The sequence below is a fragment of the Peribacillus sp. NPDC006672 genome (assembly GCF_050274955.1).
GTDB lineage: Bacteria > Bacillota > Bacilli > Bacillales > DSM-1321 > Peribacillus.
In genome coordinates this window covers 252,835-277,295 of sequence record NZ_JBNNOR010000003.1, presented here as the reverse complement: position 1 = coordinate 277,295, position 24,461 = coordinate 252,835, and the positions used below count along the sequence as shown (strand labels likewise).

Genomic DNA, 24,461 nt, shown 5'->3' with positions numbered 1-24,461 from the left:
ACTCACCTCCTGCAACTGCTTTCTTATAAGTTAGTGAATAAAATAACGGCCTAAAAGATTGCCAACAAGAAAAATCGGGATCATGAGCAGGCTGACCGGGAGACTTGCAAAAAGTAAATGCCCGTCTATCAGGCCGTGTTCGAACAAGCTGTCATAGGCAATAAGACAGTAAGGGATGAGAAGGAATAGTGCCGTTATGATGCCAGGTGTGTAGCCTTTGAAAAAGATGGACTGAACAATATGCATAATCGCTTGCAGAATAAATAAATTGAGAATAGCTGTATATAAAAGAAAGCCCCCTCCGTTTAATGTGAGATGGGCAGTCACCACTGTAGTGAATGAAATAATCAACAAAATCCAAGTAGCCGAAACAGAAAGCTGGGCAGCGGTCGAACCTAGTTTTTCCCTCATATTTAATATTAGTTGGACGAAAGATGATTTTTGAAACCTATTTTTACTTGCCTTCATGGAAGATTCAATGGTTATGATCTCTTCTAAGTCATGGAAAATAAAAATGATTGGGCACAACCAAATAATTGTATGAAGATCGAATAATTGGCGGAAAGTTTCAAACATCTTTTGCCTCCTGCTTGTTGTAGTTTTGTTCATTGTATCGGACAGACTTTAAAAATATGAAAGCTATTTGAATCCACAGATCCCTGTTTAGCTCCCTTCAGCTAATTTTTGATAATGAGCCAAGGCCAATAACGGAAAAACGTATTCGTAACAATGATAATTGAAATAAAGGGCTCCCGCCATTCCCCTTCCTTTCGGGTAGGCCTTTGCCCAATCTTTTTCTTTTCCATCTACTAAAAAAGCTGCGCCGCGTTTAATGTCAGGTGTGACTTCAGCCGCGGCTGAGATAAGTGTATCAAGGGCCCATGCTGTATGGGTGCGGGTACTTTCGCCCAACGGCACATAACAATTTTCGATATCACTTTTACAGGATTCTCCCCACCCTCCGTCTTGATTTTGAATGGCTTTTAACCAGTTTACAGCCTTCTGAATGGCAGGATGATTCGGGGAAATCCCAACCGCAACCATTCCCGTTACAGCCGCCCATGTGCCATAAATATAGACGCCCCAGCGCCCTACCCAAGAACCATCCGACTCTTGATTCTTTAACAGCCAACGAATCCCGCGTTTCACCATAGGATGATGAAAATCCAAATGGGTATAGTTCCCGAAAAACTCTAATGTCCTTCCCGTTAAATCAACCGTCGACGGATCAGTCAACAAATCCTTTCCGCCCTGGATCGGTAACAGGTTCAATATTTTCTTATTTACATTCTTTTCGAATGCCGCCCATCCACCGTCATTGTTTTGCATGGAAATGAGCCAACTGATTCCCCGATCCCATGCCTGTCGACAATCCACCTTTTCGATGGCTAACGTTCGAATCGCTCTTAGTGCTGCTGTTGTGTCGTCAATATCCGGATGGATTGTATTCAAGTCCTCAAATCCCCAGCCTCCCGGCAACAGGTCTGGTTCATGAATGACCCAATCCCCGTATTTGACATGTTGCCGGGAGAGGATATATCGGTTTGCCTTCTGGACGGTATTTGATGAATATGGGACTCCGGATTCTTGCAGAGCATAACTGATCAACGTCGTGTTCCAGACCGTAGCCGTCGCATATTGGCAGTGGAGTTCTCCATCAATCCGGCAGGTCATCGCTTTTAAGCCTTGCAAGGCACGGGTAATCACCGGATGTGTATTCGAATATCCCCTCGCCAATAAGGCAAAAATCATCATTGAAGTTGAACCGAAATAATTACATAAGGTGCCATCCGGTTCTATTCTATCCAGCATATATTGTTCGGCCCGATATAAAGCTAACTCGCGAATGTTTCCGGGGTAGTCTTTCAGGCCTTTTATCCCTTTTTGAATCGAATCGATAACCGAGCGGAATTCCGGATCTTCTGTAAAAAAACGATTTTCTTTTTTGAGATACAAATCAGAGATATCAGGAGACCGTAGCGTTCTCCTGCTAAAACCCAAATTGGCCAGAACCAGTAACGGGATGATGTTCGTTCTGCCAAACATGGAGAAGTCAAAAAGATTAATTGGAAAGGAGTCCGGTATAAGCAGCACTTCAATCTTAATGGGGAAAGGCGGCCACTCGCACTGTCCGGTTAAAGCCAACAGGACTTTAAAAAACATATGGACTTCAGTAGCCCCTCCGTTGGCAAGGATAAACCGCCTGGCTGCCTGGATATCCGGGTCATCCCGATCCCGGTAACCGGAGTAAAGAAGGGCATAATAAGCTTCCACAGTGGACGTAAGATTCCCTTTTCCTTCATCATAAAACAAACCCCATGAACCATCTTTCTGCTGTTTCCCTGCAATACGTTCCACCAGTTCTTTTATGAACGCCTCATCATTTATCTCCAATGTCCGCAATAAGATAATCATGTGACAGTCTGTTCCGATGCCGGTCTCAAAAGGATATTGCCAGGACCCGTCATCTGATTGGTCCCTAATAAACTGATCGACGATTCGGTTCATTTCCTCATTTACCCGATGTCCCATGTTACCCCCCTCTTTCGAATACTCACGTTGTATTCATATTCCTCTAGCAATATGAATATGCATTTCTTTAATGGGAGAATCGAACGCAGTTAAAATGAAATGTTGATAAGGGATGATGTATTTTTGCTTGATTCCTATTTGGATGTAAAGAAGGATTTGAAAAAAAAATTAAAAAGTAAATCTTCCGGCCTCCTGCCCTCTTTATCCGAAAACGATAAACAATGCATTCACTATATAAGAGAACAGACCAAACAACATAATCAAAACAATGTTACACGGACTCGGGCTTATTATAATTTTTATCTTGAGCATCCAGAAATCCATTGGGCCCTCCTTGGACATATGGTATCGAGGAACGTTGGCTGGAACATGACCGATTTAAAAGGGGATTTGCTGACAAAACTTCTGCCAGAAAGAGATCAGAAGGCGATTTATTCTTTTTTGGAACGCGGCAGCTGGTTGATTTTTCAAGATGTGTATCCCCAGTGTTTGATTTATGACCTAAGTTTGAAAGCCAACCAGGAAATGTTCCACCTTTTACACTTTTTTCACATTTCCACCTTTATGGAAACGATGTGGCGTTATTTTTGGAACAGCGGGGATTCCTATACTCTTGCGATTGCGACTGTGATAAATGAACAAAGTTATTTGGAAAAAAGAGTGATCCAAAATGATCATTTTAAAAAAACCGTAACCGGTACAGTCAGCTTCAAGTTGTATGATTTTTTGCGTTTCAATCACATTCTATTTCCATACTGTGCAGAGGGAAATAGGCAACAAGCCTTACTTGCCGGCGCTACCTCGCGTCATTTCACTACGCTTCACGAACGAATTTTATTCGGAAAAAGATTGTATGCCCTTCTTTTTCAGCGTACAAATATTTCAGCGGGCGTTTTGAAATGGGCGCACGATCATCCCCATACGGGTTCACGAAAAGATTATTGGCCCGATTTGTTTAACGATGTAAACGAATTTTTCCCCCGTTCCCTTTATAAACCTCGGGTCAAGAATTGTAAGTTGAGAAAAGGCGCCGCCGACCGGTTATACAGCCCACTGTTAAAATACGCCTGGCCGAATACTTCTCATGAAGATGCGGAAAGCGGCGACTGGTTTGAGGATTTGCATGTTCTGGACTATATTCATAAGGAAGTCGATGTGAATGGAGATATATTCGGGAATTATTGCAAAACGCTTGAAATAATTGAGCTTGCGGTCATGGGAAAGGAAGCCCTTCTGTTACGGGAAGAGGAATAACCATCAACGTGCGGTGATTTTGACAGCTGTTCTATATATTTGCATTGGTCGCTCCTTTCATTTTGACTTTTATTCCTCGAATTGTTGATTGTGTCATATCAGAAAGGGGAGAGTGTCAGGAAAATGCGCTTCCAAACTAAAAGCGATTAGGGTCTATTTTTACCCTCTGTCATGTATTGACGGGTACGATGCATGACAGAGGGTACAAGATAGTAAAGGGGGGATTAGACGTAGCCCTCTTAACTATCAAGAATCAGGTGAAAGTAGTAAGACGGCGGTGGAAAGATTCAACTTGAATATGATTTTACTCAGTGGTCAATTTTTAAACGTACGGGCTCGTGTCAGGAAAGAACAATGATAAAACATACGGTATCTTTTGTCTTGAAATCGTTGAAAAAGGAGACCTATGTTTGCATAATCTCGGTTACTTCGATTTAAGTGACCGGTTCCGTTATACAGCAGTTCAAATTAAGATAAATGAAACAACTATCTTGTAGACTTCAGAGCCCCCGACAACTCCAATAGAAGTTGTCGAGGGCTCTGTGTAATATTGGACTAGATCTACATTTTTTAACTTATTAACAAATTTATAAAACATAAAGATGTTATGATGACAATTTTATGCTTCAAGTCACACAAATAAAAAACCACCAATATATGTATTGGTGGAGACGGTGGGAGTCGAACCCACGTCCAGACATAACGGCACTTAAGCTTCTACGAGTGTAGTCGATATATTCGCATTTCGCGAACTCATTAGCCTATCGACAGGCGGCAGAGCAGCTAGTCTGATTGGTCTCTTCCTTCATCCTCAGACGGTGGATTCCGGCGTATCCCACTTAGAGTGAGTCCCTTACCCTACCACGTGGGCCATGGAGGGAGGAACAGCTAACGACTGTTGTTACGCAGCGAAAGCTAGGTTGTTGTTTTGTTTGCCAGTTATAGGCGTTGACGTTTTAACGAGGCCGATCCCCTCGACTCGCAACTTAAGCTCGAACTATCCCTGTCGAATCCGTAACGTCCCCATGATAGAAATGGAGCGTACGAGAGAAGAATAGTCAGCAAGTTGGCTGATATTCAATTGTCATCGGTACAGGATTAATTATAACAGATTGGTTCAAAAAAGCAATTGTAAGGTCTTGGCAGTTCTACATCTTCTGCCGATCACGGAAAGCACGTTCAATATCACGTTTCGCTTCCTTCTTCTTCAGGTCATCACGCTTGTCATATTGCTTCTTCCCTTTTCCAAGTCCGATTAAAACTTTGGCAAAGCCATTCTTTAAATACATTTTCAACGGGACGATGGTGTAACCCGTTTCTTTCGTTTCGCCAATCAGTTTACTGATTTCTTTTTTATGCAAAAGAAGCTTCCGTGTCCTTAACGGGTCATGGTTAAACTGGTTTCCCTGCTCATAAGGGCTGACATGCATATTATGAAGATAAATTTCACCATTTTCTATTTTAGCAAAGGCATCCTTTAAATTCACTCGGGCCGCACGGATTGCCTTGATTTCGGTCCCTTTCAAAACGATACCCGCTTCAAACGTTTGTTCAATAAAGAAATCATGATAAGCTTTTTTATTTTGTGCTAGTTGTTTACCTGAGCCTTTTGGCATCTAACTCTCCCCTTTTTTACATCCAATCGCGGCGAGAGGATGAAATGATCATCCCCCCGCCTCAATCTTTATCTCTTTTTTGGTTTTCTCTTGCGCTTGGCAGCTGGCGCATTTTCAAAGAATTTTTTCTTCTTTTTAGGCTTTCTATCGGAAGAAGGTGAATCTCCATTACGGCTGCCTCCACGGCCGCCGCCTTTTCCTTCGTTACGTCCGCCATTGCCGCCGCGGCCCCGTTTGCGTTCACCTGAATTGGCTTTGAATATTTTCTTCTCGCCAGATGGACGCGGACGGCTTACCTTCATGCCGATAATTTCAAAATCGATGGCGCGTTCCTCTTTATTTACGTTGGAAACACGTACGTCGATCTCATCGCCAATCCGGAACACATTACCAGTACGTTCCCCGATCATTGCCAGCTGACGCTCATCGAAGCGGTAATAATCATCCGTCATAAAGCTGACATGGACAAGTCCTTCAATGGTGTTCGGCAACTCGACGAACATCCCGAAATTCGTAACTGAACCAATGATCCCTGTATATTCTTCGCCGATTTTATCAAGCATATATTCCGCTTTCTTCAAATCATCCGTTTCCCGTTCGGCATCGACTGAGCGACGTTCACGTTTCGATGTATGATCGGCAATTTCAGGTAAAATGGTATTCCATTTCTCCTTCGTAGCTTCATCGATTTTACCTTCCACCAAGTAGGTCCTGATCAACCTGTGCACGATCAAATCCGGGTAACGGCGAATCGGTGATGTGAAATGTGTATAAAACTCAGCTGATAAACCAAAGTGGCCTAAGCTCTCCGGGTCATATTTGGCTTGTTGCATGGAACGAAGCATGACGGTGGATATGACCGTTTCTTCTGGTTTACCTGCAACCGCCTCAATGATTTCCTGTAACGCTTTAGGATGAACGTCATTGGCCGACCCCCGTACAATATATCCGAAGTTCGTAATGAATTCAAAGAAACGCTGCAGTTTTTCCGGCTTGGGATCTTCATGAATACGGTAAATGAACGGAACGTCAAGACGGTGGAAATGCTCAGCAACGGTTTCGTTGGCCGCAAGCATGAACTCTTCAATCAGCTTTTCCGCAACCGACCTTTCACGTAAAACCACATCAGTCGGATGTCCCTCTTCATCAACGATAACTCTCGCTTCATTGAAATCAAAGTCGATTGCACCGCGGTTCATTCGATTTTTACGAAGGATGGCCGCCAACTTCTCCATGTCCTGGAACATCGGCACCAAAGCTTCATAGCGTTCGAGTTGTTCTTCATCCTTATCCACAAGGATTTTGTTCACATTGCCATATGTCATACGTTCCGTCGTCTTAATGACACTTTCGAAAATATCATGATTGACAACTTCACCATTTGGCGTGATTTCCATTTCACAAGAGAGTGTGAAACGGTCGACTTGTGGGTTCAGGGAACAAATGCCATTCGATAAACGATGCGGGATCATCGGAATGACCCTGTCAACCAAATAAACGCTCGTCCCTCTTTCTAAGGCTTCCTTATCGATTGGCGAACCTTCCGTCACATAATGGCTGACATCAGCAATATGAACACCCAGCTTGTAATTGCCATTTTCAAGTTTAGAAACAGTGACGGCATCATCCAGGTCCTTTGCATCCGCTCCATCAATCGTGACCAAAACATCATTCCGCAAATCCCTGCGGCTGCCAATTTCACTTTCTTGAATAGTATCCGAAACGGCATTGGCTTGCTCCATGACGTCATCCGGGAACTCCATCGGCAAACCATATTTATGGATCACTGAAAGAATATCTACACCAGGGTCATTCTTATGCCCAAGAATCTCAATGACTTCGCCTTCTGCACTTACACGCCCTTCTGGATAAGAAGTCAGCTTGACGACAACTTTATGTCCCTCTACCGCTCCATGGGAAGCATGCTGTGGAATGAAGATATCGTTTGCAATCTTTTTATCATCAGGGATGACGAAACCAAAACTTTTACTTTCCGAGTATGTACCGACCACTTGTGTAATTCCGCGTTCAAGTATTCTGATGACCGTGCCTTCTTGTCTTGAGCCGGATGTTTCCGAAGATACTCGTACCATGACGACATCTCCGTGCATCGCTGTACCCGTTTCATTTGGCGGGATGAAAATATCATCCATACCTGGGTTATCTTCAGGTGTCACAAAAGCGAATCCCTTTGCATGTCCCGTTAATTTACCGCGGAACAAATTCATTTTTTGCGGCAGGCCGTAACGATTGCTTCTCGTTCTGACCACCAATCCCTTTTCTTCCATCTTAACTAAAGCCTTAACGAAATTCTTGAAATCTGCCGAGTCTTCGATTTTCAAAGCCTCTTCCAGTTCTTGTACGGTTAACGGCTTATATGCTTCATCCGTCATGTACGTCAGCAGCTTATTAATATGTTCTTGAATGTTATCTTCCATGAAAACCCTCCTATTCAGGGTATGATAAATTTGTTATTCGGACCAATCCAGACTTTCTAAAAATTCAAATACATCTTCATGCAATTGGTTTCGTTCTTTATCAAGAGTTATGACATGACCGGATTCTTCATACCACTTGATTTGTTTGACAGGTGATTCAATGGCATCAATAATAATATCGGCACTTTTGGGATTGATCACATCATCATGCCGGCCCTGCACGACAAATGTCGGCGCGTAAATAAGATCGACGTGCTCTCGTACATCAGTAATTAATTCCTGAAGGGCTTTTAATGTATTCATTGGTTTATCGGCAAGAAGGTCCATTTCAAGCTCTATTTGCTCTTGAGTTTTTCCTTCGTACTTCTTAAATTCTCTAGCGTACTCCAATACTCCTTTATACATCATTTCTTCACTTTTGATATACATTGGCGCACACATTGATACAATACCCTTTATAGGTACAGTGTAACCTAATTTAAGAGAAAATACGCCTCCTAATGAGAGCCCGGCAACAGCAATTTCTTCATGGCCTTCGCTTTTAAGAAAATCGTAGGCCATCATGACATCTTTCCACCAATCTGAAGGCCCCGTTTTCACTAACTCCTCTGGCGGAACGCCATGTCCTTTATAATGCGGGGCATGGCAGGTGTATCCCTGTTTCTCCAAGTAACGGCCAAGCATCCGTACATCTGCGGAATTCCCCGTAAATCCATGTAAAAGTAAAACAGCTCTTTTTCCGCCTTTAAAAGTAAAGGGCTGCTGAAGCTTGATTTTCATGATTTTTAAACTCCTTTATCGGTAAATAGAATCAAAAAAAATTCCCTATCCTATAATTAAGTACTAAAATCACTATATCTATTCATGCGACTATTGTGCAAAGAAAAAAGCCTAGCTATTTAGCTAGACTCATTTTTGATCCATTACACATCAAAGAATGCAACAAGTAAAGTTAAAGCAAAGAATAAAATGGCTAATACTACCGTTGCCCGATGTAAAACTAGGTCCAAACCGCGTGCCTTTTGCTTTCCGAATAGCTGCTCGGCACCGCCGGCAATCGCACCTGATAAACCTGCACTTTTACCTGATTGAAGCAATACCGTCACAATGAGGGCGATACTGACAATCACTAAAAGTGTTATGAGAAATGCATGCATGCAATTACACCTCCTGAAGAACCAATAAACAATTACTTTAACTTTACCACACCCACTAAATATCCACAATCTTTGTTATACTATAATGGTAAGAATTCCTAAATCCATAGTCGTTTATTTTCTTTTTGAAACAAAGTTTGAGATAATTTGCATAAAGAGAAAGAGGTGTCACCATGTTTAAGTCCATACTTCGGATTCTTGATCTCCTGACCATCCTATTCTCGGCGGTTGCCGGCTATTCTTTATGGACAGGCGGAAGCAATCTAATAAGTGTCCTATTAATCATCTTATCACCGCTGCTATTGCTGCTGGCAAAGTATCACGGAAATCGATACTTATTATTTGCTGCATATATCACGACAACCGTTTATTTTACTGCTATTATTTATAATGGACTTTCCAATAGCGGTATCGACTTTTTCCAATCAAACTTCCATGTCCTCCTGATCGGGGCAGCAGCCGTCTTGCTGAGCATCATAGCAGCGGTGATCGGGTTTGGGACCAATACCCTTACGATTCTTTGGTTATCGCTGCACGCCCTTGTCACATTCGAGACAATCAGGATGTCATCTGGTTTCCTTTCGCACTTTTGGTCTGATCCCGTCGTGGAAACCGCAATCCGTAATGATTATCCTTTTTTGTTGATGGTGGTCTGGATTGGCTTATTTCTTGATAAATATCAAAGTGAATTAACAAGGGATTACTTATCACGATAATCTTTCAAAACTATTTTTATTGGAAATCTTATATTAAAAGCAAGGGGCCTTTCATATGTTAAAACCTATATTTGCAGCAACTGCTCTATCATCATTCATTCTGATGGCTGGCTGTTCATTCGACCTGACCAGCGATGATAAAAAAGAGACAAAAGAAGAACAACCGAGCTCCCACGATAAGGAGACAGAAACTAATAAGAATAATGATTCAAATGAATCGGCCCATCGTCAGGTAGAAGTTGATGAAACGGTTAAACCCGGACAGGCTGGCCTTCAGACTTTAGCAAACCCGGAAAGCATACCTGTACTTGTCAATAAACAATACGGCCTACCGGAAGATTACAAACCTGATGACCTTATCTACCCAAAAGTGGATTTCATCTTCCAAGATAAAATTGAAAAAAGAATGATGCGCAAAGAAGCAGGAAAGGCTCTTGAAAAAATGTTCCAGGCTGCCGAAAAAGAGAACATGCACTTTGCCGGTGTTTCCGCGTACCGTTCACATCAAACACAAATCACGGTCTTTAATAACTATGTGGCGAAGGACGGGGAAGAAAAAGCGAAAACCTACAGTGCAATGCCTGGGACGAGCGAGCACGAAACAGGTCTAGCCATTGATGTCACGACCCATGACGGTGCATGTGCAGCCCAAGATTGCTTCGGGGATACGAATGAAGCGGCCTGGCTTGCAGAGCATGCCCATGAATACGGATTTATCATTCGCTATCCGGAAGGCAAGGAAAACATCACAGGCTATAAATACGAACCATGGCACATCCGCTATGTTGGCGTCGATGCAGCAACTGAAATTTACCAAACGAAGAGTACATTAGAAGAATACTATAATGCCGTTCCAGTAGAAGCTGTCTCGGATAAATAATAAAAAGGTGCCCAAATGCGGCACCTTTTTTTGTCTGGAATCCTATTAATCAAACGTTTGATTAAAGGGTTTGAATCCAGCTGGAATCATGTTTAAGGTGTAACAAGCCCCATCTTAATGAAGCATTGACTTTAAGGTTTAATAACCGTTCGAAATGAACCGGTTTTTACCTTTACAAGCACATTATTACTGATATATTGAAATGCTGTATTCTCAACAAATAGGGACTGTCCATTTGAATGCACACTCCCCCCTCATTAAACATAAAAAACCTCCCGTTCCAGATGGAATGGGAGGTGAAAAGAAATAATTATCTCCATCCGCTTCTCGTCAGAAGCGGATTTTACCGTTATTACTTCTTCAAGTTATAGAACGATTTCAAGCCGCCGTATACAGCCAAGTCACCAAGCTGGTCTTCGATGCGAAGAAGTTGGTTGTATTTAGCGATACGGTCTGTACGGGACATGGAACCCGTTTTGATTTGGCCTGCGTTTGTTGCAACGGCGATGTCAGCAATTGTTGCATCTTCCGTTTCACCGGAACGGTGGGAAACGACTGCAGTGTAGCCAGCGCGTTTAGCCATTTCGATTGCATCAAACGTTTCAGTAAGTGTACCAATTTGGTTCACTTTGATCAGGATGGAGTTGCCGATCCCTTTTTCGATGCCTTCAGCCAATTTTTTCGTGTTCGTTACGAATAAATCGTCACCCACTAATTGAACTTTAGAACCAATGCGTTCAGTTAGAAGTTTGTGGCCATCCCAGTCATTTTCATCCAAGCCGTCTTCGATGGAAAGAATAGGGAACTCATTCACTAGCTCTTCATAGAAAGCAACCATTTCTTCGGATGTAACGCCATTGCGGCCTTCGCCTGCAAGATCGTATTTGCCTGTTTCTTTGTTATAGAATTCGGATGAAGCCACATCCATGCCAAGGAAGATATCTTCGCCTGCTTTGTAGCCTGCTTTTTCAATCGCCTCGATGATGACTTGCAGCGCTTCACGGTTAGAACCAAGGTTCGGAGCAAAGCCGCCTTCGTCGCCGACAGCCGTATTAAGGCCTTTGGCAGATAGAACGGATTTCAATGCATGGAATACTTCAGCACCCATACGAACTGCTTCTTTGAAACTAGGGGCACCTACAGGAAGAATCATGAATTCCTGGAAGTCAACATTGTTATCGGCATGTGATCCGCCGTTAATGATGTTCATCATTGGAGTTGGAAGTTGTTTCGCATTGAATCCTCCAAGGTAACGATACAATGGTAAACCTGAAAATTCAGCAGCAGCATGAGCAGCAGCCATTGATACACCAAGGATTGCATTAGCTCCCAAGTTTCCTTTGTTTTCAGTACCATCAAGTTCAATCATAGTAAGGTCAAGGCCTGCTTGGTTCGTTACATCCAAACCAATGACAGCTTCAGCAATGATTTCATTTACATTATCAACTGCTTTTTGTACCCCTTTACCCAGGTAACGAGATTTATCTCCGTCACGAAGCTCAACAGCTTCGTGTTCTCCTGTGGAAGCACCTGATGGTACGATTGCACGTCCGAAGTATCCGGACTCTGTTTGGATTTCTACTTCTACTGTTGGATTACCACGGGAATCAAGCACTTCGCGTGCATATACATGTTCGATGTACGGCATTATAAATCTCTCCTTTTCCAATTCACAATTTTTATTTAGATAATAGGGATTTCCCTGTCATTTCAACAGGTTTTTCGACTCCAAGCAAATCAAGCATCGTTGGAGCTAAATCGCCTAGGATACCATCTGTTCTTAATGTTACCTGATTTTTAGTGATAATGACAGGTACGGGATTCGTTGTATGGGCTGTCATGGGATTGCCTTCAAGCGTTATGACTTCATCAGCATTGCCATGATCAGCAGTAATGATTGCTGTACCGCCTTTTGAGACGATTAAATCGACGATCCTGCCTAGGCATTCATCCACGGTTTCAATCGCTTTAATGGTAGGCTCAAGCATCCCTGAATGACCAACCATGTCCGGGTTGGCGAAATTCAGGAGGATCGCATCGAAACGGTCACCCTCAATTTGTTCCACCAATGCATCCGTCACTTCATAAGCACTCATTTCCGGTTGTAAATCATATGTAGCGACTTTCGGAGAATTAATTAAAATCCTCTCTTCACCAGGAAACTTCTCTTCACGTCCGCCGCTCATGAAAAACGTCACATGCGGGTATTTTTCAGTTTCAGCGATACGAAGCTGGGTAAGCTGGTTTTGGGAAAGTACTTCCCCTAATGTATTATCAAGATTTGTCGGCTTAAAAGCAACATATCCGTCAACTGTTTCTGAAAAATGTGTCAAGCATACAAAATGGAGGTGCAACGGATGTCCAGGACCGCGGTCAAATGAGCGAAAGTCCTCATTCGTGAACGTATTGGAAATCTGGATCGCCCGGTCTGGACGGAAGTTATAAAAGATAACGGCATCATCATCTTTAATCGTTGCCACCGGTTTACCGTCTTCCGCCGTTATGACTGAAGGTATCACGAACTCGTCAAAAATACCATGTTTGTAGGAGTCCTCGACACATTCCATAGCTGAAGAGTAAGCAGGTCCATCACCATACACCATCGAACGGTAGGATTTTTCCACACGTTCCCAGCGTTTATCACGGTCCATCGAATAATATCTTCCGGAAATGGTCGCAAACTGACCGACACCGATTTCCTTCATTTTCGCTTCCGCTTCCTTAATATAACCTTGAGCCGTTTTCGGACCGACATCACGTCCATCTAAAAATGCATGTACATATACATTTTTAACTCCTTCTTTAGCGGCCAATTTTAGCATGGCATACATATGTTCAATATGACTGTGCACGCCGCCATCTGAAAGAAGGCCGAAAAGATGAAGGTCCGTGCCTTTTTTCTTGGTATGGCTCATGGCTTCGACCAAAGTTGGATTTTCTGCAAACTCACCTTCACGGATTGCCAGGTTCACACGGGTCAGACTTTGATAAACGATCCGGCCTGCCCCAATATTCAAATGTCCCACTTCGGAGTTCCCCATTTGACCAGCAGGCAAGCCGACCGCTTCCCCGCTTGCAGTTAAATGGGAATGCGGATACTGTTCCCAAAAACGGTCAAAGTTCGGTTTTTTCGCATGAAAAACAGCATTTCCTTTTTCTTCGCTACGGCAGCCAAACCCGTCTAAGATGATAAGTGCCACAGGCGACTTACTCATAGTGACCAGCCTCCAGCAATTGTAAAAAGGAATCGGTTTTCAAGCTTGCCCCGCCTACCAACGCACCGTCAATATCAGGCTGTGCCATGTACTCTTTAATATTCTCAGGTTTTACACTGCCACCGTACTGAATCCGGATGGCTGCAGCCGCTTCATTTGAAAATTTGTCAGCCACAACTGAACGGATATGTGCACAAACTTCATTTGCATCTTGAGCAGAAGATGATTTTCCTGTTCCAATCGCCCAAATCGGCTCATAGGCAATGACGGTTTGTTTTAATTGTTCTTCAGATAATCCCGCCAAGCCTTTTTCAATCTGGCTTCCAACGAAATCATTCGTTTCGCCCGCTTCCCTTTGCTCAAGTGTTTCACCGCAACAAACGATAGGGGTTAACTGGTGTGCAAAAGCTGCATGCGCTTTTTTATTAACGCCTTCATCCGTTTCGTTGAACATTTCCCGGCGTTCGGAATGGCCAAGAATTACATAAGATACACCCAAATCAGCTAAAGCGATTGGGCTGATTTCTCCTGTGAAAGCACCGCTTTCTTCAAAGTGCATGTTCTGCGCCCCGATTTTCACATCGGTTCCTTTTGCTGCTTTAACCAGTTGGTCCAAAAACAAAGCTGGAGCACATACAACCGTATCGATTAAATCTTGCTTCGGAATCAAATTGCTCACTTCTTCTAAAAAGGCAGTCGCTTCAGATAGTGTTTTATTCATTTTCCAGTTTCCTGCAATAATCGGTTTACGCATTGGTTTCTCATCCCTTCTAAAGTTGAAATATGTAACGGTTTACGCTTATTTATCGTTCAAGGCCACAACGCCAGGCAATTCTTTGCCTTCCATGAACTCAAGTGATGCACCGCCGCCAGTTGAAATATGGGACATCTTTTCTGCTAAGCCAAACTTTTCAGCAGCTGCGGCTGAATCCCCTCCGCCTACAATGCTGTACGTATCTTTTGCTTCCGCCAATGCTTCAGCAACCGTTCTCGTTCCATTCGCAAACTTATCGAACTCGAATACACCCATCGGTCCGTTCCATATGACAAGCTTGGAGCCTTTAATAACATCCGCAAATAATTCACTAGTTTTTGGACCGATATCCAAAGCCATTTTATCATTTGGAATAGCATCGATATCAACATTCTCTGACTCTGCATCAGGTGAGAATTCAGCTGCTACAACTGCATCAATAGGCAAATGCAATTTTACGCCTTTTTCCTTTGCACTTTCGATGAAAGATTTGGCCAATTCTATTTTGTCTTCTTCCAATAAAGAATTACCGATTTCATGACCTTGCGCTTTAATAAATGTATACCCTAGTCCACCACCAATAATCAAGTGATCGACATTTTCCAAAAGGTTTTCGATAACGCCTATCTTATCCTTTACTTTTGCTCCGCCAATTATAGCTGTAAAAGGGCGTTCTGGATTGGATAGGGCTTTTCCCAGTACAGAAAGTTCCTTTTCCATCAATAATCCGGCAACAGCTGGAAGATGGTGTGCTATCCCTTCAGTTGACGCATGTGCACGATGTGCAGCTCCGAATGCATCATTTACATATACATCCGCCAGTGCAGCAAATGACTTCGCCAATTCTTGATCGTTCTTCTCTTCCCCCGGATAGAAACGAACGTTCTCCAACAACAGGATTTCGCCATTTTCCATGTTATCAATGATTGATTGAACCGATTCACCATAAGCTTCTTGAGCCCTTTGCACATCTTTGCCACTAAGTTCACTTAGTCTTTCCGCAACAGGAGCTAAACGCAATTCTTCAACGACTTGTCCTTTAGGACGGCCAAGGTGGCTGGCTAAAATGACTTTAGCGCCTTGTTCCGTCAGATAGGAAATCGTCGGCAGTGCAGCTTTGATTCTCGTATCATCCGAAATCTTTCCGTCCTGCATCGGGACGTTGAAATCAACACGGCAAAATACGCGTTTCCCCTTTAACTCAATATCTTTAATCGACTTTTTATTCATAATCCAAGAACCTCCTTAGATATTGTTATCTTATTTTTGATTCATTTAATCAAAAAGGGAGAGGGTAAATATCCCAACTCCCCTTTTCTCTTTTTCATTATAGTCGGTTTCCAGGAAATTATCCAAAAACAAGAAATGTAAACGCTTGACTGATTAATGACTAACTAATAATATCATCTTCTGCCAAGTTTTTTTAGAGGTGTGATAAAAAAAACCCCACTCTGGTGAGGTTTTTTTATTATTCTAATTACAATCCTTTTTTAGCCAAATAGTCGATTAAATCAACAACACGGCTGGAATATCCAGTTTCATTATCATACCAAGATAATACTTTAACCATGTTTCCTTCCATTACCATTGTGGAAAGGGCATCAATTGTAGATGATGATGGGTTTCCGTTATAGTCACCTGATACTAGCGGAAGTTCGCTGTACTCAAGAATTCCTTTTAGTTCGCCTTCTGAAGCCTTTTTAAATGCTGCATTCACTTCTTCAGCCGTTACGTCTTTTTCAAGTTCTGCAACAAGATCGACAACAGATACGTTTGGAGTAGGTACACGCATTGCCATACCATTCAATTTCCCTTTAAGTTCAGGAAGGACAAGTGCAACAGCTTTTGCTGCCCCAGTAGTTGTCGGAATGATATTCTCAGCCGCTGCACGAGCACGGCGATAATCTTTATGAGGCAAATCAAGGATTTGCTGATCATTTGTATATGAGTGAACAGTTGTCATCATACCGCGTTTAATTCCGAATTGTTCTTGAAGCACTTTAGCAAATGGCGCTAAGCAGTTCGTTGTACATGAAGCATTAGAGATTACATGGTGGTTTGCTGCATCATATTTTTCTTCGTTTACACCCATGACGATTGTGATGTCTTCATCGGATGCAGGAGCTGAAATGATTACTTTTTTCGCACCAGCTTCTAAATGTTTAGCAGCATCCGCACGTTTTGTGAAACGTCCTGTAGATTCAACCACTACTTCTACTCCCAGTTCACCCCATGCTAATTGTGCAGGATCACGTTCAGCCAATACTTTGACTTTATGACCATCAACAACAAGGTAATCCCCATCAACCGTTACTTTTTCATTAAGAGATCCATGAATTGAATCATATTGAAGAAGGTGCGCTAACATATTAGCATCCGTTAAGTCGTTAATAGCCACAATCTCTACCTCAGGATTACTCAATGCTGCACGAAATACATTACGTCCAATACGTCCAAAACCATTAATTCCAACTTTTACTGCCATGAAAAATTCCTCCTTTTAAGTTCGCAAATATATTAAGGGGTGTAATTCCCCTGAATTAACTCTTGGGCTGCCGCTTCATCCGTGATCAAAACGGTCGATGAAGGCGCGCCTTTCATGTAAGAACGGATAGCCTTGGCCTTAGTTTTTCCACCTGCCACAGTTATCACTCGCTTTTCAGGGCTAAGATCATCTAACTGGATGCCGACTGTCAAAACCTTATGAACAACTTTTCCGTTTTCATCGTAATAATAACCGAATGCCTCTCCTACAGCATTTCCATCTAACAGCTTCTTTAACATTTCTGGCGAAGAATTTCTTCTCTCTGCCATCGCCATGGCATCACCAATTCCATGAATGATCATATCGGCAGATTTGATTTGGGAAATCACTTCTTTAATTGCAGGTTCCTTCATGAAGGAAGCGTAAACCTCACCGCTTAATTGATCGGGTACATATAACACTCTGTAAGAGGCATGCGCCTTCTGTGCCATTCTTTCGACAATCGTATTAGCCTGGTTTTGCACTGCTTCACCAATTCCCCCGCGGGCTGGGACAAATGTCAATTTCTTCGAAGCTTCATCAGGTGACAACGAATTAGCCACTTCGGCCATTGTCGATCCACCAGTAACCGCAATGATATTCTTTGAGTTCCATTCTCTTTTCATACGGTTTGCACAAGCTTTACCCAATTCTTTTTTCACCCATGGGATTTCGTCACAATTTCCTGAGACAATAATGACCTCATCCACATGTAACAAATCCTGCAATTGCCGCTCCATTATGTCTATACCCATTACTTCACGCATTATTCCTTCTAACTTATCGAGGATTTCAATCCCTTCATCAGTCAGCGTCATACCAGAACTGAATATGTTAACCAGGTTCTGACTTTTCAGAAAATCAACCTCACTTCTAAGCGTCCGCTCAGTCAAATTAAGGCTCACGGCCAGACTTCGCCTTCCAACTGGCTGCATCATTTTGATATAACGCAGGATATCATATCTTTTTTGCATAGCCATAAGGAAATCAGGTAATAATTTTCTTTGTACCTCGAGTAATGTACGCATATTTAAAACTCCTAAAAAGTTAAGTTGGACACATAATGTCCCGCATAGTCGTTTGCTGTCCCACCTAAACCAAAAAAAATATTCCTGCTACATATTTTATTCTAGCAGGAACGGAATGTTTCTTCAAATGATTTGAAAAATTATTTTTCCACAAGCCTATTTAAAGCTGATTTATCAACATTTCCGAATTGAACGATATCATCTTTCCATTCTACAACAGGGATCATCAATCCGAATTTCTCAAGCAAATCATCATCGGTATGGATATCGATTTCCTTATACCCTATGCCTGACTCGAATTTCACTTCTTCAAGTATTTGCTTGGCTTTATCACATAATGGACATTTTTCCCTACTATATAAAACAAATGCATTTGATTCCAAACCACTCATCCTTTTCAATCATATCTTTTTCGTTTAGAAGAAGAAGGAATCCCCAATTGTTCCCGGTATTTGGCGACCGTTCGGCGTGCCAGTATAATTCCATGCTTCATTTTCAATCGTTCTGCCAAGTCTTGATCCGATAGCGGCTTTTGTTTATTTTCACCATTGATGGCTGCCTGAAGGCCTTTTTTTGCTTGCATGCCCGACATATCCTCATCAAGGCCGACTGACTGTAAAGAAGTAGTGAAAAATATCCGCATCTCTATTGTGCCAAATGGTGTCTGCACATATTTTCCTTTAACGGCCCGGCTAACTGTGGATTCATGTATGCCAAGCTCGTCGGCGACTTCTTTCATCGTCATCGGCTTCAAATAGTTCAGGCCATGATGAAAGCAAGCCGGCTGTTTTTCGACGATGCACTGAATAACCTTCAATATCGTTTCTTTTCTCTGTTGTATCCCTCTAGAGATCCATTGGTATTCCTGCCACTTATCCTGGATGAACTTTTGCACTCCCTGGTCCTTATGGCTCTTCATTCGGTTTAAATACCCTTTATCCACATTAAGATTGGGTGAGTTGCCATCATAATTCCCTACAAGCAATACCCCATCACGAACCTCCACGACCACATCCGGCACTATATAAGAAGGTTTTTCCTGAAAAAAGAGTGAAGCTGGACGCGGGTTTAACGTCTGGACATAATCAAAGACTTCTTGAATCTCCTTCATTGTAACACCGATTCTCTTACTTAAGTCCTTCCAACGCTTTTCAGCAAAATCGAGGAAATGGTTTTCTATGATCGATTCTGCCAGCAGATTCACCCCTTCTGCTTTTACCTGAAGTAAAAGGCACTCTTGAAGATTCCTAGCTGCAATTCCATGCGGCTCAAGTTGCTGTAAAATCGAAAGGCTCTCTTCCAAAACGACTGAAGATATGCCTGGAACACATATATCCTCCAGGTGAGTCCTTAAGTAACCGTTTTCATCGAGATTATGAATTAATAGCAGCATCGCCTTCTGCTGTTCACCGGAAAGTTGCTGGTGATTCACCTGGGACATGACATGCTGTTCAAGCGATAATGTATCTTCACTGATTTGTTCAATCCAATAGTTGGCATCATACGTATTTTTAAGAGTCCGTTTTCCCTTTTTCCGGTCAAAGGTTGGCTGAAATAAAGAAGATGTTGGCTGATCTAGGGACAGTAATGGATTTTCCACCATTTTATTTTCTAAGAATGCCGATAGCTCCTGTGAGGAGTATTGCAGCAATGTAATTGCTTGCATAAGCTCCTGGGTCATTGCCATCTTTAATGTTTGCTGTTGAAAAAGTCCTGCTTTCATATTCATGCTCATCGATTCATCCCTCCCCCACTCCATTTTACATTATCAGGAGAAAATTCTACACAAAAACCCATGAAAACGCTTACGTTTTTTTCTGAATAGTGTATTTGTTTTAAATACTATATGTTAGAAATGCGATTTTAACAACTACTTTTATTGAAAAATCACCATTTTTCAATGGTAGGGGTGAATAGTTTGAGGCAGGGAGTGAAATTCCAGGATTCGATGGAATTTTACGAAAATCGAGTAAATCCATCAAAAATCGCAAGGAATTATTTGATGCCTTTCATCGAATTGACCAATAAAAAATCCCCTACTTTATTAAGCAGGAGATTGGTAATGCCCTCGGCAGGAATCGAACCTGCATTTCAAGCTTCGGAGGCTTGCGTTCTATCCGTTGCACTACGAGGGCGAAATAAAATTTTTTTCGACAGACTTCATTATATGATAGAATCCCATCCTTTGCAAGGGTTATCAGGTTTAAAACTTCACCTTTTGGGTATTATGGGTAATGTGGAAATTCATCCCTGTGCGGCATAATTATAAATAAATCTAATCGGGAAGGGGACATGCCAGAAAATTGTCGAACAAATTATCCATTATAGGGTTTGTTTTGTTTGACCTAAATTGACCAAAAAGTGTATCATACATACATAAAGAATTTAAATGATTCTCTTAATCGAAGGAGGAAATGAACATGAATTTAATTCCTACAGTTATCGAACAAACAAGTCGTGGGGAGCGTGCCTACGATATTTACTCCCGTTTATTAAAAGACCGGATCATTATGCTAGGAAGTGGAATTGACGATAATGTTTCCAACTCAATTGTTGCTCAATTACTATTTTTAGAAGCAGAAAATCCTGAAAAAGATATCACTTTATACATCAACAGCCCAGGTGGAAGCATTACTTCCGGTATGGCCATTTACGATACTATGCAATATATCAAACCTGATGTATCCACTGTATGCATCGGTATGGCCGCTTCCATGGGTGCATTCCTATTGGCTGCTGGTGAAAAGGGCAAACGTTATGCGTTGCCAAACAGTGAAGTCATGATTCACCAACCACTTGGAGGAGCCCAAGGTCAAGCAACGGAAATTGAAATTGCTGCCCGCCGTATCCTTCACTTGAAAGATAAGCTGAACCAAATCTTGGCAGAACGTACTGGCCAACCTATTGAAGTCCTACAAAGAGATACGGAACGTGATAACTTCATGACCTCTGAAAGAGCTCTTGAATATGGCTTAATTGACAAAGTAATCACTCGCAGCAATCTTGAAGATAAAAAAGACTCTAAATAATAATACAAAAGGACTCGAAAGTTGCATTAAGCGACTTTTGAGTCCTTTTTCTATTATGTGAAAACTATAAAAAAATAAGAGGATGCTTGTCGGCATCCTCCTTTTTTATCCCTCTTGCTGAATGAACTCTTCCAATGCCTCTATTGCTTCCTTTTCATCGCGTCCTTCGACGATTAACTTAACGGACACGCCAGAACTGATGGCAAGGCTCATTAATCCCATGATACTTTTCGCATTCACTTTTTTTCCTTCTTTTTCAAGAAAAACATCCGAATGAAAGCGGTTAGCTTCTTGTACAAAAAGAGCGGCCGGCCGAGCTTGCAAACCTGTTTTCAGTTTTACTTCAACTTGTTTTTCCACCATCTTGATCTCCCCTGTTAGCTTTATTTTTTCGCAGCAATAGCCTCTCCCCCACGGAGCCTGTCAGCTATTTCATCAATCTTGCGTAATCGGTGATTAATCCCTGACTTACTGATGTTTCCTCCTGATACCATTTCTCCAAGTTCTTTTAAGGTTATATCTTGAAATGCTACCCTAAGCTCTGCAATTTCCCGGAGCTTATCTGGTAAAATGTTTAGTCCTACCGTATCCTCAATGTAATGGATATTTTCAACCTGGCGCAATGAGGCACCAATCGTTTTGTTCAAATTGGCTGTTTCACAATTCACAAGTCGATTTACTGAATTACGCATATCACGGACAATCCGTACATCCTCGAACCTTAATAAGGCTGAATGGGCACCAACTATGCTTAAAAACTCAGCGATCTTTTCGGCTTCTTTCAAATAAATGATGTACCCTTTTTTGCGTTCAAGCGTCTTGGCCTTCAAGCCAAACTTATTCATTAGCTCACAAAGGGCATCATTGTGCTCTTTATAAAGTGAGAAAATCTCAAGGTGATAGGAAGACGTTTCCGGGTTATTCACCGAACCTCCCGCAAGAAATGCACCTCTTAGGTATGAACGCTTACAGCATTTCTTCCCAACAATAGTGTCGGATATAGCATGGAGAATTTCAAAGCCGTCGCCTAAAATTTCCAAATCGGTTAAAACCCGCTGCCCTCCAGATGACATCCTGACAATATAAACATTATTTTTTTTAAGCTTCATCTTTTTACGGACCAAAAGCTCGACCTGGACCTCATAACTTTTTTTCAGCAGCGTATAAATCCTTCTGGCAATCGCAGCATTCTCAGTTTGAATATCCACGACAAGCTTTCGATTAGAAAATGAAAGGGATCCGTTCATCCGGATAAGCGCACACAATTCCGCTTTTCCGCAGCAATCCTTTCCCTCTAATGTAGTAAGCTCTTTTTTCGTTTCTGAAGCAAAAGACATCCATTTCACCCCCAATCGAACGCAGGTAATCTATTTTTATCAATCAAAAAACCGTCCCCGCTTATATCTACGGAACTATGTGGCTTTTTGTTTCATTTACAAGCATATTATAAAGCAAATCCGCCACTTTTTTCGTGTCATGGCGTATTACATTTCCTTCATAGCTGAAAATGCGTTCTTGTATGATTTCAAGACCCATTCGTTTTAAACTTTCCACATCATACATGACCGGTTTGGCATATTCAGCTTGATAACGTTGCTGAATCTCGGTCGGTATTTCCTCATTATTAACCAGTATCCTGTCAATATATGCATTTCCCATATGGTCATATATAGCTTTTATATGATCGCTCGCGCTATAATCCAGCGTCTCGCCGGCTTGTGTCATCAAATTGCAAATGTACACCTTCTTAGCCTTGGAGCGGCCAACTTCCTCCCCTAGGCCCGGGACAAGTAAGTTAGGCAGAATGCTAGTATATAAGCTTCCTGGACCGATGACAATAAGATCTGCATTCTTGATTTCCTGGAGGGTTTCACTGAGCGGCTTTATATGTTGAGGAGACAGGAATACTTTTTTTATTTTCTTTCCTGAAAAGGGGATCTTGGATTCTCCTGTAACAATCGTTCCGTCATCCATCTCCGCATGGAGAACCACACTTTGGTTGGCAGCCGGGAGCACTTTACCACGGACATTAAGGAATTTACTCATTTCCTGGATAGCATGGACAAAATCTCCGGTCAACGAGGTCATTGCCGCCAGAATCAAATTCCCAAGCGAATGCCCGGATAGCTCATTTTTACTCTGAAAGCGATGTTGAAACATTTGTTCAACAAGAGGCTCTACATCCGATAACGCAGCTAGAACGTTACGAATATCACCTGGCGCGGGGATATCCATATCCTCGCGAAGGCGACCCGAACTTCCGCCATCATCAGCTACCGTGACGATTGCCGTTATATCCACTGGATGCTTCTTTAAACCCCTTAACAAAACGGGAAGGCCGGTTCCCCCTCCAATGATCACAACCTTAGGTTGCTTCTTATTATCTAACATCTGCTTTCCCCTTACTTTTTTCGATATCGCGATGTGATACTTGAACGCTGTAATCCTTTTTGAAGTGGTTTGAAATATATTCCGTCAATGCTACAGATCGATGCTGACCGCCTGTACACCCAATCGCAACGACAAGCTGTGCTTTCCCTTCGCGTTTATAATGGGGAAGCATGAAGGCAAGCAGGTCGGTTACCTTTTCCAAGAACTTTTGAGTCTCACTCCATTTTAAAACGTAACTTGACACTTCCTGCTCCAAACCAGTCTTTGGCCTCATATGATCAATATAATATGGATTTGGCAGGAAACGTACATCAAACACGAGGTCGGCATCTATTGGCAGACCATGCTTGAACCCGAAGGACATGACATTGACTGTGAAACCTACACTTTTATCCGCAGAAAATTCCGAAGCGATTTTCTCCCGCAATTCGCGCGGTTTCAGTTGTGAAGTATTAAAGATCAACTGAGCCCTTCCCTTTAATTCGTCCAAAAGTTCCCGTTCCATTTTAATGCCTTCCAATGGCCGGCCTAATGGAGCAAGGGGATGGGTCCTTCTCGTTTCCTTATACCTGCGTACCAAGGAATCATCATCAGCTTCAAGAAAAAGGATTCTTGGTGATACTGCCGCTGATTCCGTTAATTTATCCAGTGCAAGAAATAAGGAATCAAAAAACTCTCTTCCCCTCAAGTCCATGACAAGAGCCACTTTATTCATCTTATTCCCGGAGTCCTTCATTAACTCCAAAAACTTTGGCAATAGCGTGGGCGGCAAATTATCGACGCAAAAAAAGCCGAGGTCTTCAAAGCTTTGAACCGCCACTGTCTTGCCTGCTCCTGACATTCCGGTTATGATGACCAATTGCGTTTCATTCATCTCCCCTGTACTCATAGTTCTCCGCCCCCATATATAGCATCTTTTTTATATTG

General features: G+C 42.3%; 22 protein-coding genes, 1 tRNA gene, 1 other RNA gene and 1 pseudogene. 5 read left to right on the top strand and 20 right to left on the bottom strand.

The annotated features are described in order from the left end of the window. Nucleotides 1-30: 30 nt before the first annotated feature. Complete coding sequence (locus ACQKKK_RS07220) at nucleotides 31-576, bottom strand: HXXEE domain-containing protein (RefSeq protein WP_427615163.1); 546 nt, start codon at nucleotides 574-576, stop codon at nucleotides 31-33. Nucleotides 577-663: 87 nt separating this feature from the next. Further along, on the bottom strand, nucleotides 664-2,532 hold the full coding sequence (gene shc, locus ACQKKK_RS07215) for a squalene--hopene cyclase (protein WP_427615161.1): 1,869 nt from the start codon (nucleotides 2,530-2,532) through the stop codon (nucleotides 664-666). 99 nt (nucleotides 2,533-2,631) lie between these two features. Here shc and ACQKKK_RS07210 point away from each other — a divergent pair, with 99 nt between their 5' ends. Then, a complete protein-coding gene (locus ACQKKK_RS07210) occupies nucleotides 2,632-3,786 on the top strand; it encodes a DUF2515 family protein (protein WP_427615159.1) in 1,155 nt (384 codons plus the stop codon). A 241-nt stretch (nucleotides 3,787-4,027) separates the two neighbouring features. Next, nucleotides 4,028-4,229: pseudogene (locus ACQKKK_RS07205) on the top strand (IS4 family transposase); the annotation flags it as partial. 220 nt (nucleotides 4,230-4,449) lie between these two features. Here ACQKKK_RS07205 and ssrA read toward each other — a convergent pair. From ssrA to secG, 5 genes are all read right to left on the bottom strand, one after another. Next, nucleotides 4,450-4,811: a transfer-messenger RNA gene (ssrA, locus tag ACQKKK_RS07200) on the bottom strand. Between the two features lie 123 nt (nucleotides 4,812-4,934). Further along, nucleotides 4,935-5,402 carry an SsrA-binding protein SmpB gene (smpB, locus tag ACQKKK_RS07195; RefSeq protein WP_057912049.1) on the bottom strand — a complete coding sequence of 156 codons (468 nt, stop codon included), beginning with the start codon at nucleotides 5,400-5,402 and terminating at the stop codon, nucleotides 4,935-4,937. A gap of 68 nt (nucleotides 5,403-5,470) precedes the next feature. After that, a complete protein-coding gene (gene rnr, locus ACQKKK_RS07190; protein ID WP_427615158.1) occupies nucleotides 5,471-7,840 on the bottom strand; it encodes a ribonuclease R in 2,370 nt (789 codons plus the stop codon). Between the two features lie 33 nt (nucleotides 7,841-7,873). Further along, nucleotides 7,874-8,620, bottom strand: a complete 747-nt coding sequence (locus ACQKKK_RS07185) for an alpha/beta hydrolase (protein ID WP_125159768.1) — start codon at nucleotides 8,618-8,620, stop codon at nucleotides 7,874-7,876. Between the two features lie 143 nt (nucleotides 8,621-8,763). Beyond that, a complete protein-coding gene (secG, locus tag ACQKKK_RS07180; protein ID WP_061465545.1) occupies nucleotides 8,764-8,997 on the bottom strand; it encodes a preprotein translocase subunit SecG in 234 nt (77 codons plus the stop codon). Nucleotides 8,998-9,170: 173 nt separating this feature from the next. Between secG and ACQKKK_RS07175 the strand changes: the two genes are divergently transcribed. Then, nucleotides 9,171-9,713: a hypothetical protein gene (locus ACQKKK_RS07175; RefSeq protein WP_427615155.1), complete on the top strand. Its 543-nt coding sequence runs from the start codon at nucleotides 9,171-9,173 to the stop codon at nucleotides 9,711-9,713. A 55-nt stretch (nucleotides 9,714-9,768) separates the two neighbouring features. Beyond that, complete coding sequence (locus tag ACQKKK_RS07170; protein WP_427615154.1) at nucleotides 9,769-10,593, top strand: M15 family metallopeptidase; 825 nt, start codon at nucleotides 9,769-9,771, stop codon at nucleotides 10,591-10,593. Between the two features lie 352 nt (nucleotides 10,594-10,945). Here the strand turns inward: ACQKKK_RS07170 and eno are convergent, their stop codons facing one another. From eno to ACQKKK_RS07125, 9 genes are all read right to left on the bottom strand, one after another. Further along, a complete protein-coding gene (gene eno, locus ACQKKK_RS07165) occupies nucleotides 10,946-12,241 on the bottom strand; it encodes a phosphopyruvate hydratase (RefSeq protein ID WP_427615152.1) in 1,296 nt (431 codons plus the stop codon). 31 nt (nucleotides 12,242-12,272) lie between these two features. Then, nucleotides 12,273-13,808: a 2,3-bisphosphoglycerate-independent phosphoglycerate mutase gene (gene gpmI, locus ACQKKK_RS07160; protein ID WP_427615150.1), complete on the bottom strand. Its 1,536-nt coding sequence runs from the start codon at nucleotides 13,806-13,808 to the stop codon at nucleotides 12,273-12,275. Then, nucleotides 13,801-14,562 carry a triose-phosphate isomerase gene (gene tpiA / locus ACQKKK_RS07155; RefSeq protein WP_427615149.1) on the bottom strand — a complete coding sequence of 254 codons (762 nt, stop codon included), beginning with the start codon at nucleotides 14,560-14,562 and terminating at the stop codon, nucleotides 13,801-13,803. The genes gpmI and tpiA overlap by 8 nt, the downstream gene beginning before the upstream one ends. A gap of 45 nt (nucleotides 14,563-14,607) precedes the next feature. Beyond that, complete coding sequence (locus ACQKKK_RS07150) at nucleotides 14,608-15,792, bottom strand: phosphoglycerate kinase (RefSeq protein WP_427615147.1); 1,185 nt, start codon at nucleotides 15,790-15,792, stop codon at nucleotides 14,608-14,610. A 247-nt stretch (nucleotides 15,793-16,039) separates the two neighbouring features. Continuing rightward, the gene (gap, locus tag ACQKKK_RS07145) at nucleotides 16,040-17,047 is read right to left on the bottom strand and encodes a type I glyceraldehyde-3-phosphate dehydrogenase (RefSeq protein ID WP_427615145.1); all 1,008 of its coding nucleotides are present in this window, start codon (nucleotides 17,045-17,047) and stop codon (nucleotides 16,040-16,042) included. A gap of 32 nt (nucleotides 17,048-17,079) precedes the next feature. Further along, nucleotides 17,080-18,114 (bottom strand): sugar-binding transcriptional regulator, encoded by a 1,035-nt coding sequence (locus tag ACQKKK_RS07140; protein ID WP_427615143.1) that lies wholly within the window; start codon nucleotides 18,112-18,114, stop codon nucleotides 17,080-17,082. Between the two features lie 140 nt (nucleotides 18,115-18,254). Continuing rightward, entirely contained in the window at nucleotides 18,255-18,497 is a 243-nt protein-coding gene (locus ACQKKK_RS07135; protein ID WP_427615142.1) for a glutaredoxin family protein, read from the bottom strand. Between the two features lie 14 nt (nucleotides 18,498-18,511). Next, the gene (gene rpoN / locus ACQKKK_RS07130) at nucleotides 18,512-19,849 is read right to left on the bottom strand and encodes an RNA polymerase factor sigma-54 (RefSeq protein WP_427615140.1); all 1,338 of its coding nucleotides are present in this window, start codon (nucleotides 19,847-19,849) and stop codon (nucleotides 18,512-18,514) included. A gap of 328 nt (nucleotides 19,850-20,177) precedes the next feature. Further along, nucleotides 20,178-20,249: transfer RNA gene (locus ACQKKK_RS07125), tRNA-Arg, on the bottom strand. 285 nt (nucleotides 20,250-20,534) lie between these two features. Between ACQKKK_RS07125 and clpP the strand changes: the two genes are divergently transcribed. Further along, nucleotides 20,535-21,143, top strand: coding sequence for an ATP-dependent Clp endopeptidase proteolytic subunit ClpP (gene clpP, locus ACQKKK_RS07120; RefSeq protein ID WP_427615139.1), 609 nt, complete (start codon nucleotides 20,535-20,537; stop codon nucleotides 21,141-21,143). A gap of 105 nt (nucleotides 21,144-21,248) precedes the next feature. On the opposite strand, the gene ACQKKK_RS07115 is transcribed toward clpP, so the two are convergent. The 4 genes from ACQKKK_RS07115 to rapZ form a co-directional block, all read right to left on the bottom strand. After that, on the bottom strand, nucleotides 21,249-21,506 hold the full coding sequence (locus tag ACQKKK_RS07115; protein WP_061465555.1) for an HPr family phosphocarrier protein: 258 nt from the start codon (nucleotides 21,504-21,506) through the stop codon (nucleotides 21,249-21,251). Between the two features lie 20 nt (nucleotides 21,507-21,526). Then, the gene (gene whiA / locus ACQKKK_RS07110) at nucleotides 21,527-22,480 is read right to left on the bottom strand and encodes a DNA-binding protein WhiA (protein ID WP_427615137.1); all 954 of its coding nucleotides are present in this window, start codon (nucleotides 22,478-22,480) and stop codon (nucleotides 21,527-21,529) included. Between the two features lie 67 nt (nucleotides 22,481-22,547). Continuing rightward, complete coding sequence (locus tag ACQKKK_RS07105; RefSeq protein ID WP_427615136.1) at nucleotides 22,548-23,534, bottom strand: gluconeogenesis factor YvcK family protein; 987 nt, start codon at nucleotides 23,532-23,534, stop codon at nucleotides 22,548-22,550. Beyond that, entirely contained in the window at nucleotides 23,524-24,423 is a 900-nt protein-coding gene (rapZ, locus tag ACQKKK_RS07100; protein WP_427615135.1) for an RNase adapter RapZ, read from the bottom strand. The genes ACQKKK_RS07105 and rapZ overlap by 11 nt, the downstream gene beginning before the upstream one ends. Nucleotides 24,424-24,461 lie beyond the last annotated feature (38 nt).

What these genes read in the sequence shown, in the direction of transcription:
- ACQKKK_RS07220 (WP_427615163.1), bottom strand. Translation starts at nt 576, where the DNA reads ATGTTTGAAACTTTCCGCCAATTATTCGATCTTCATACAATTATTTGG.
- shc (WP_427615161.1), bottom strand. Translation starts at nt 2,532, where the DNA reads ATGGGACATCGGGTAAATGAGGAAATGAACCGAATCGTCGATCAGTTT.
- ACQKKK_RS07210 (WP_427615159.1), top strand. Translation starts at nt 2,632, where the DNA reads ATGTTGATAAGGGATGATGTATTTTTGCTTGATTCCTATTTGGATGTA.
- smpB (WP_057912049.1), bottom strand. Translation starts at nt 5,402, where the DNA reads ATGCCAAAAGGCTCAGGTAAACAACTAGCACAAAATAAAAAAGCTTAT.
- rnr (WP_427615158.1), bottom strand. Translation starts at nt 7,840, where the DNA reads ATGGAAGATAACATTCAAGAACATATTAATAAGCTGCTGACGTACATG.
- ACQKKK_RS07185 (WP_125159768.1), bottom strand. Translation starts at nt 8,620, where the DNA reads ATGAAAATCAAGCTTCAGCAGCCCTTTACTTTTAAAGGCGGAAAAAGA.
- secG (WP_061465545.1), bottom strand. Translation starts at nt 8,997, where the DNA reads ATGCATGCATTTCTCATAACACTTTTAGTGATTGTCAGTATCGCCCTC.
- ACQKKK_RS07175 (WP_427615155.1), top strand. Translation starts at nt 9,171, where the DNA reads ATGTTTAAGTCCATACTTCGGATTCTTGATCTCCTGACCATCCTATTC.
- ACQKKK_RS07170 (WP_427615154.1), top strand. Translation starts at nt 9,769, where the DNA reads ATGTTAAAACCTATATTTGCAGCAACTGCTCTATCATCATTCATTCTG.
- eno (WP_427615152.1), bottom strand. Translation starts at nt 12,241, where the DNA reads ATGCCGTACATCGAACATGTATATGCACGCGAAGTGCTTGATTCCCGT.
- gpmI (WP_427615150.1), bottom strand. Translation starts at nt 13,808, where the DNA reads ATGAGTAAGTCGCCTGTGGCACTTATCATCTTAGACGGGTTTGGCTGC.
- tpiA (WP_427615149.1), bottom strand. Translation starts at nt 14,562, where the DNA reads ATGCGTAAACCGATTATTGCAGGAAACTGGAAAATGAATAAAACACTA.
- ACQKKK_RS07150 (WP_427615147.1), bottom strand. Translation starts at nt 15,792, where the DNA reads ATGAATAAAAAGTCGATTAAAGATATTGAGTTAAAGGGGAAACGCGTA.
- gap (WP_427615145.1), bottom strand. Translation starts at nt 17,047, where the DNA reads ATGGCAGTAAAAGTTGGAATTAATGGTTTTGGACGTATTGGACGTAAT.
- ACQKKK_RS07140 (WP_427615143.1), bottom strand. Translation starts at nt 18,114, where the DNA reads ATGCGTACATTACTCGAGGTACAAAGAAAATTATTACCTGATTTCCTT.
- rpoN (WP_427615140.1), bottom strand. Translation starts at nt 19,849, where the DNA reads ATGAGCATGAATATGAAAGCAGGACTTTTTCAACAGCAAACATTAAAG.
- clpP (WP_427615139.1), top strand. Translation starts at nt 20,535, where the DNA reads ATGAATTTAATTCCTACAGTTATCGAACAAACAAGTCGTGGGGAGCGT.
- ACQKKK_RS07115 (WP_061465555.1), bottom strand. Translation starts at nt 21,506, where the DNA reads ATGGTGGAAAAACAAGTTGAAGTAAAACTGAAAACAGGTTTGCAAGCT.
- whiA (WP_427615137.1), bottom strand. Translation starts at nt 22,480, where the DNA reads ATGTCTTTTGCTTCAGAAACGAAAAAAGAGCTTACTACATTAGAGGGA.
- ACQKKK_RS07105 (WP_427615136.1), bottom strand. Translation starts at nt 23,534, where the DNA reads ATGTTAGATAATAAGAAGCAACCTAAGGTTGTGATCATTGGAGGGGGA.
- rapZ (WP_427615135.1), bottom strand. Translation starts at nt 24,423, where the DNA reads ATGAGTACAGGGGAGATGAATGAAACGCAATTGGTCATCATAACCGGA.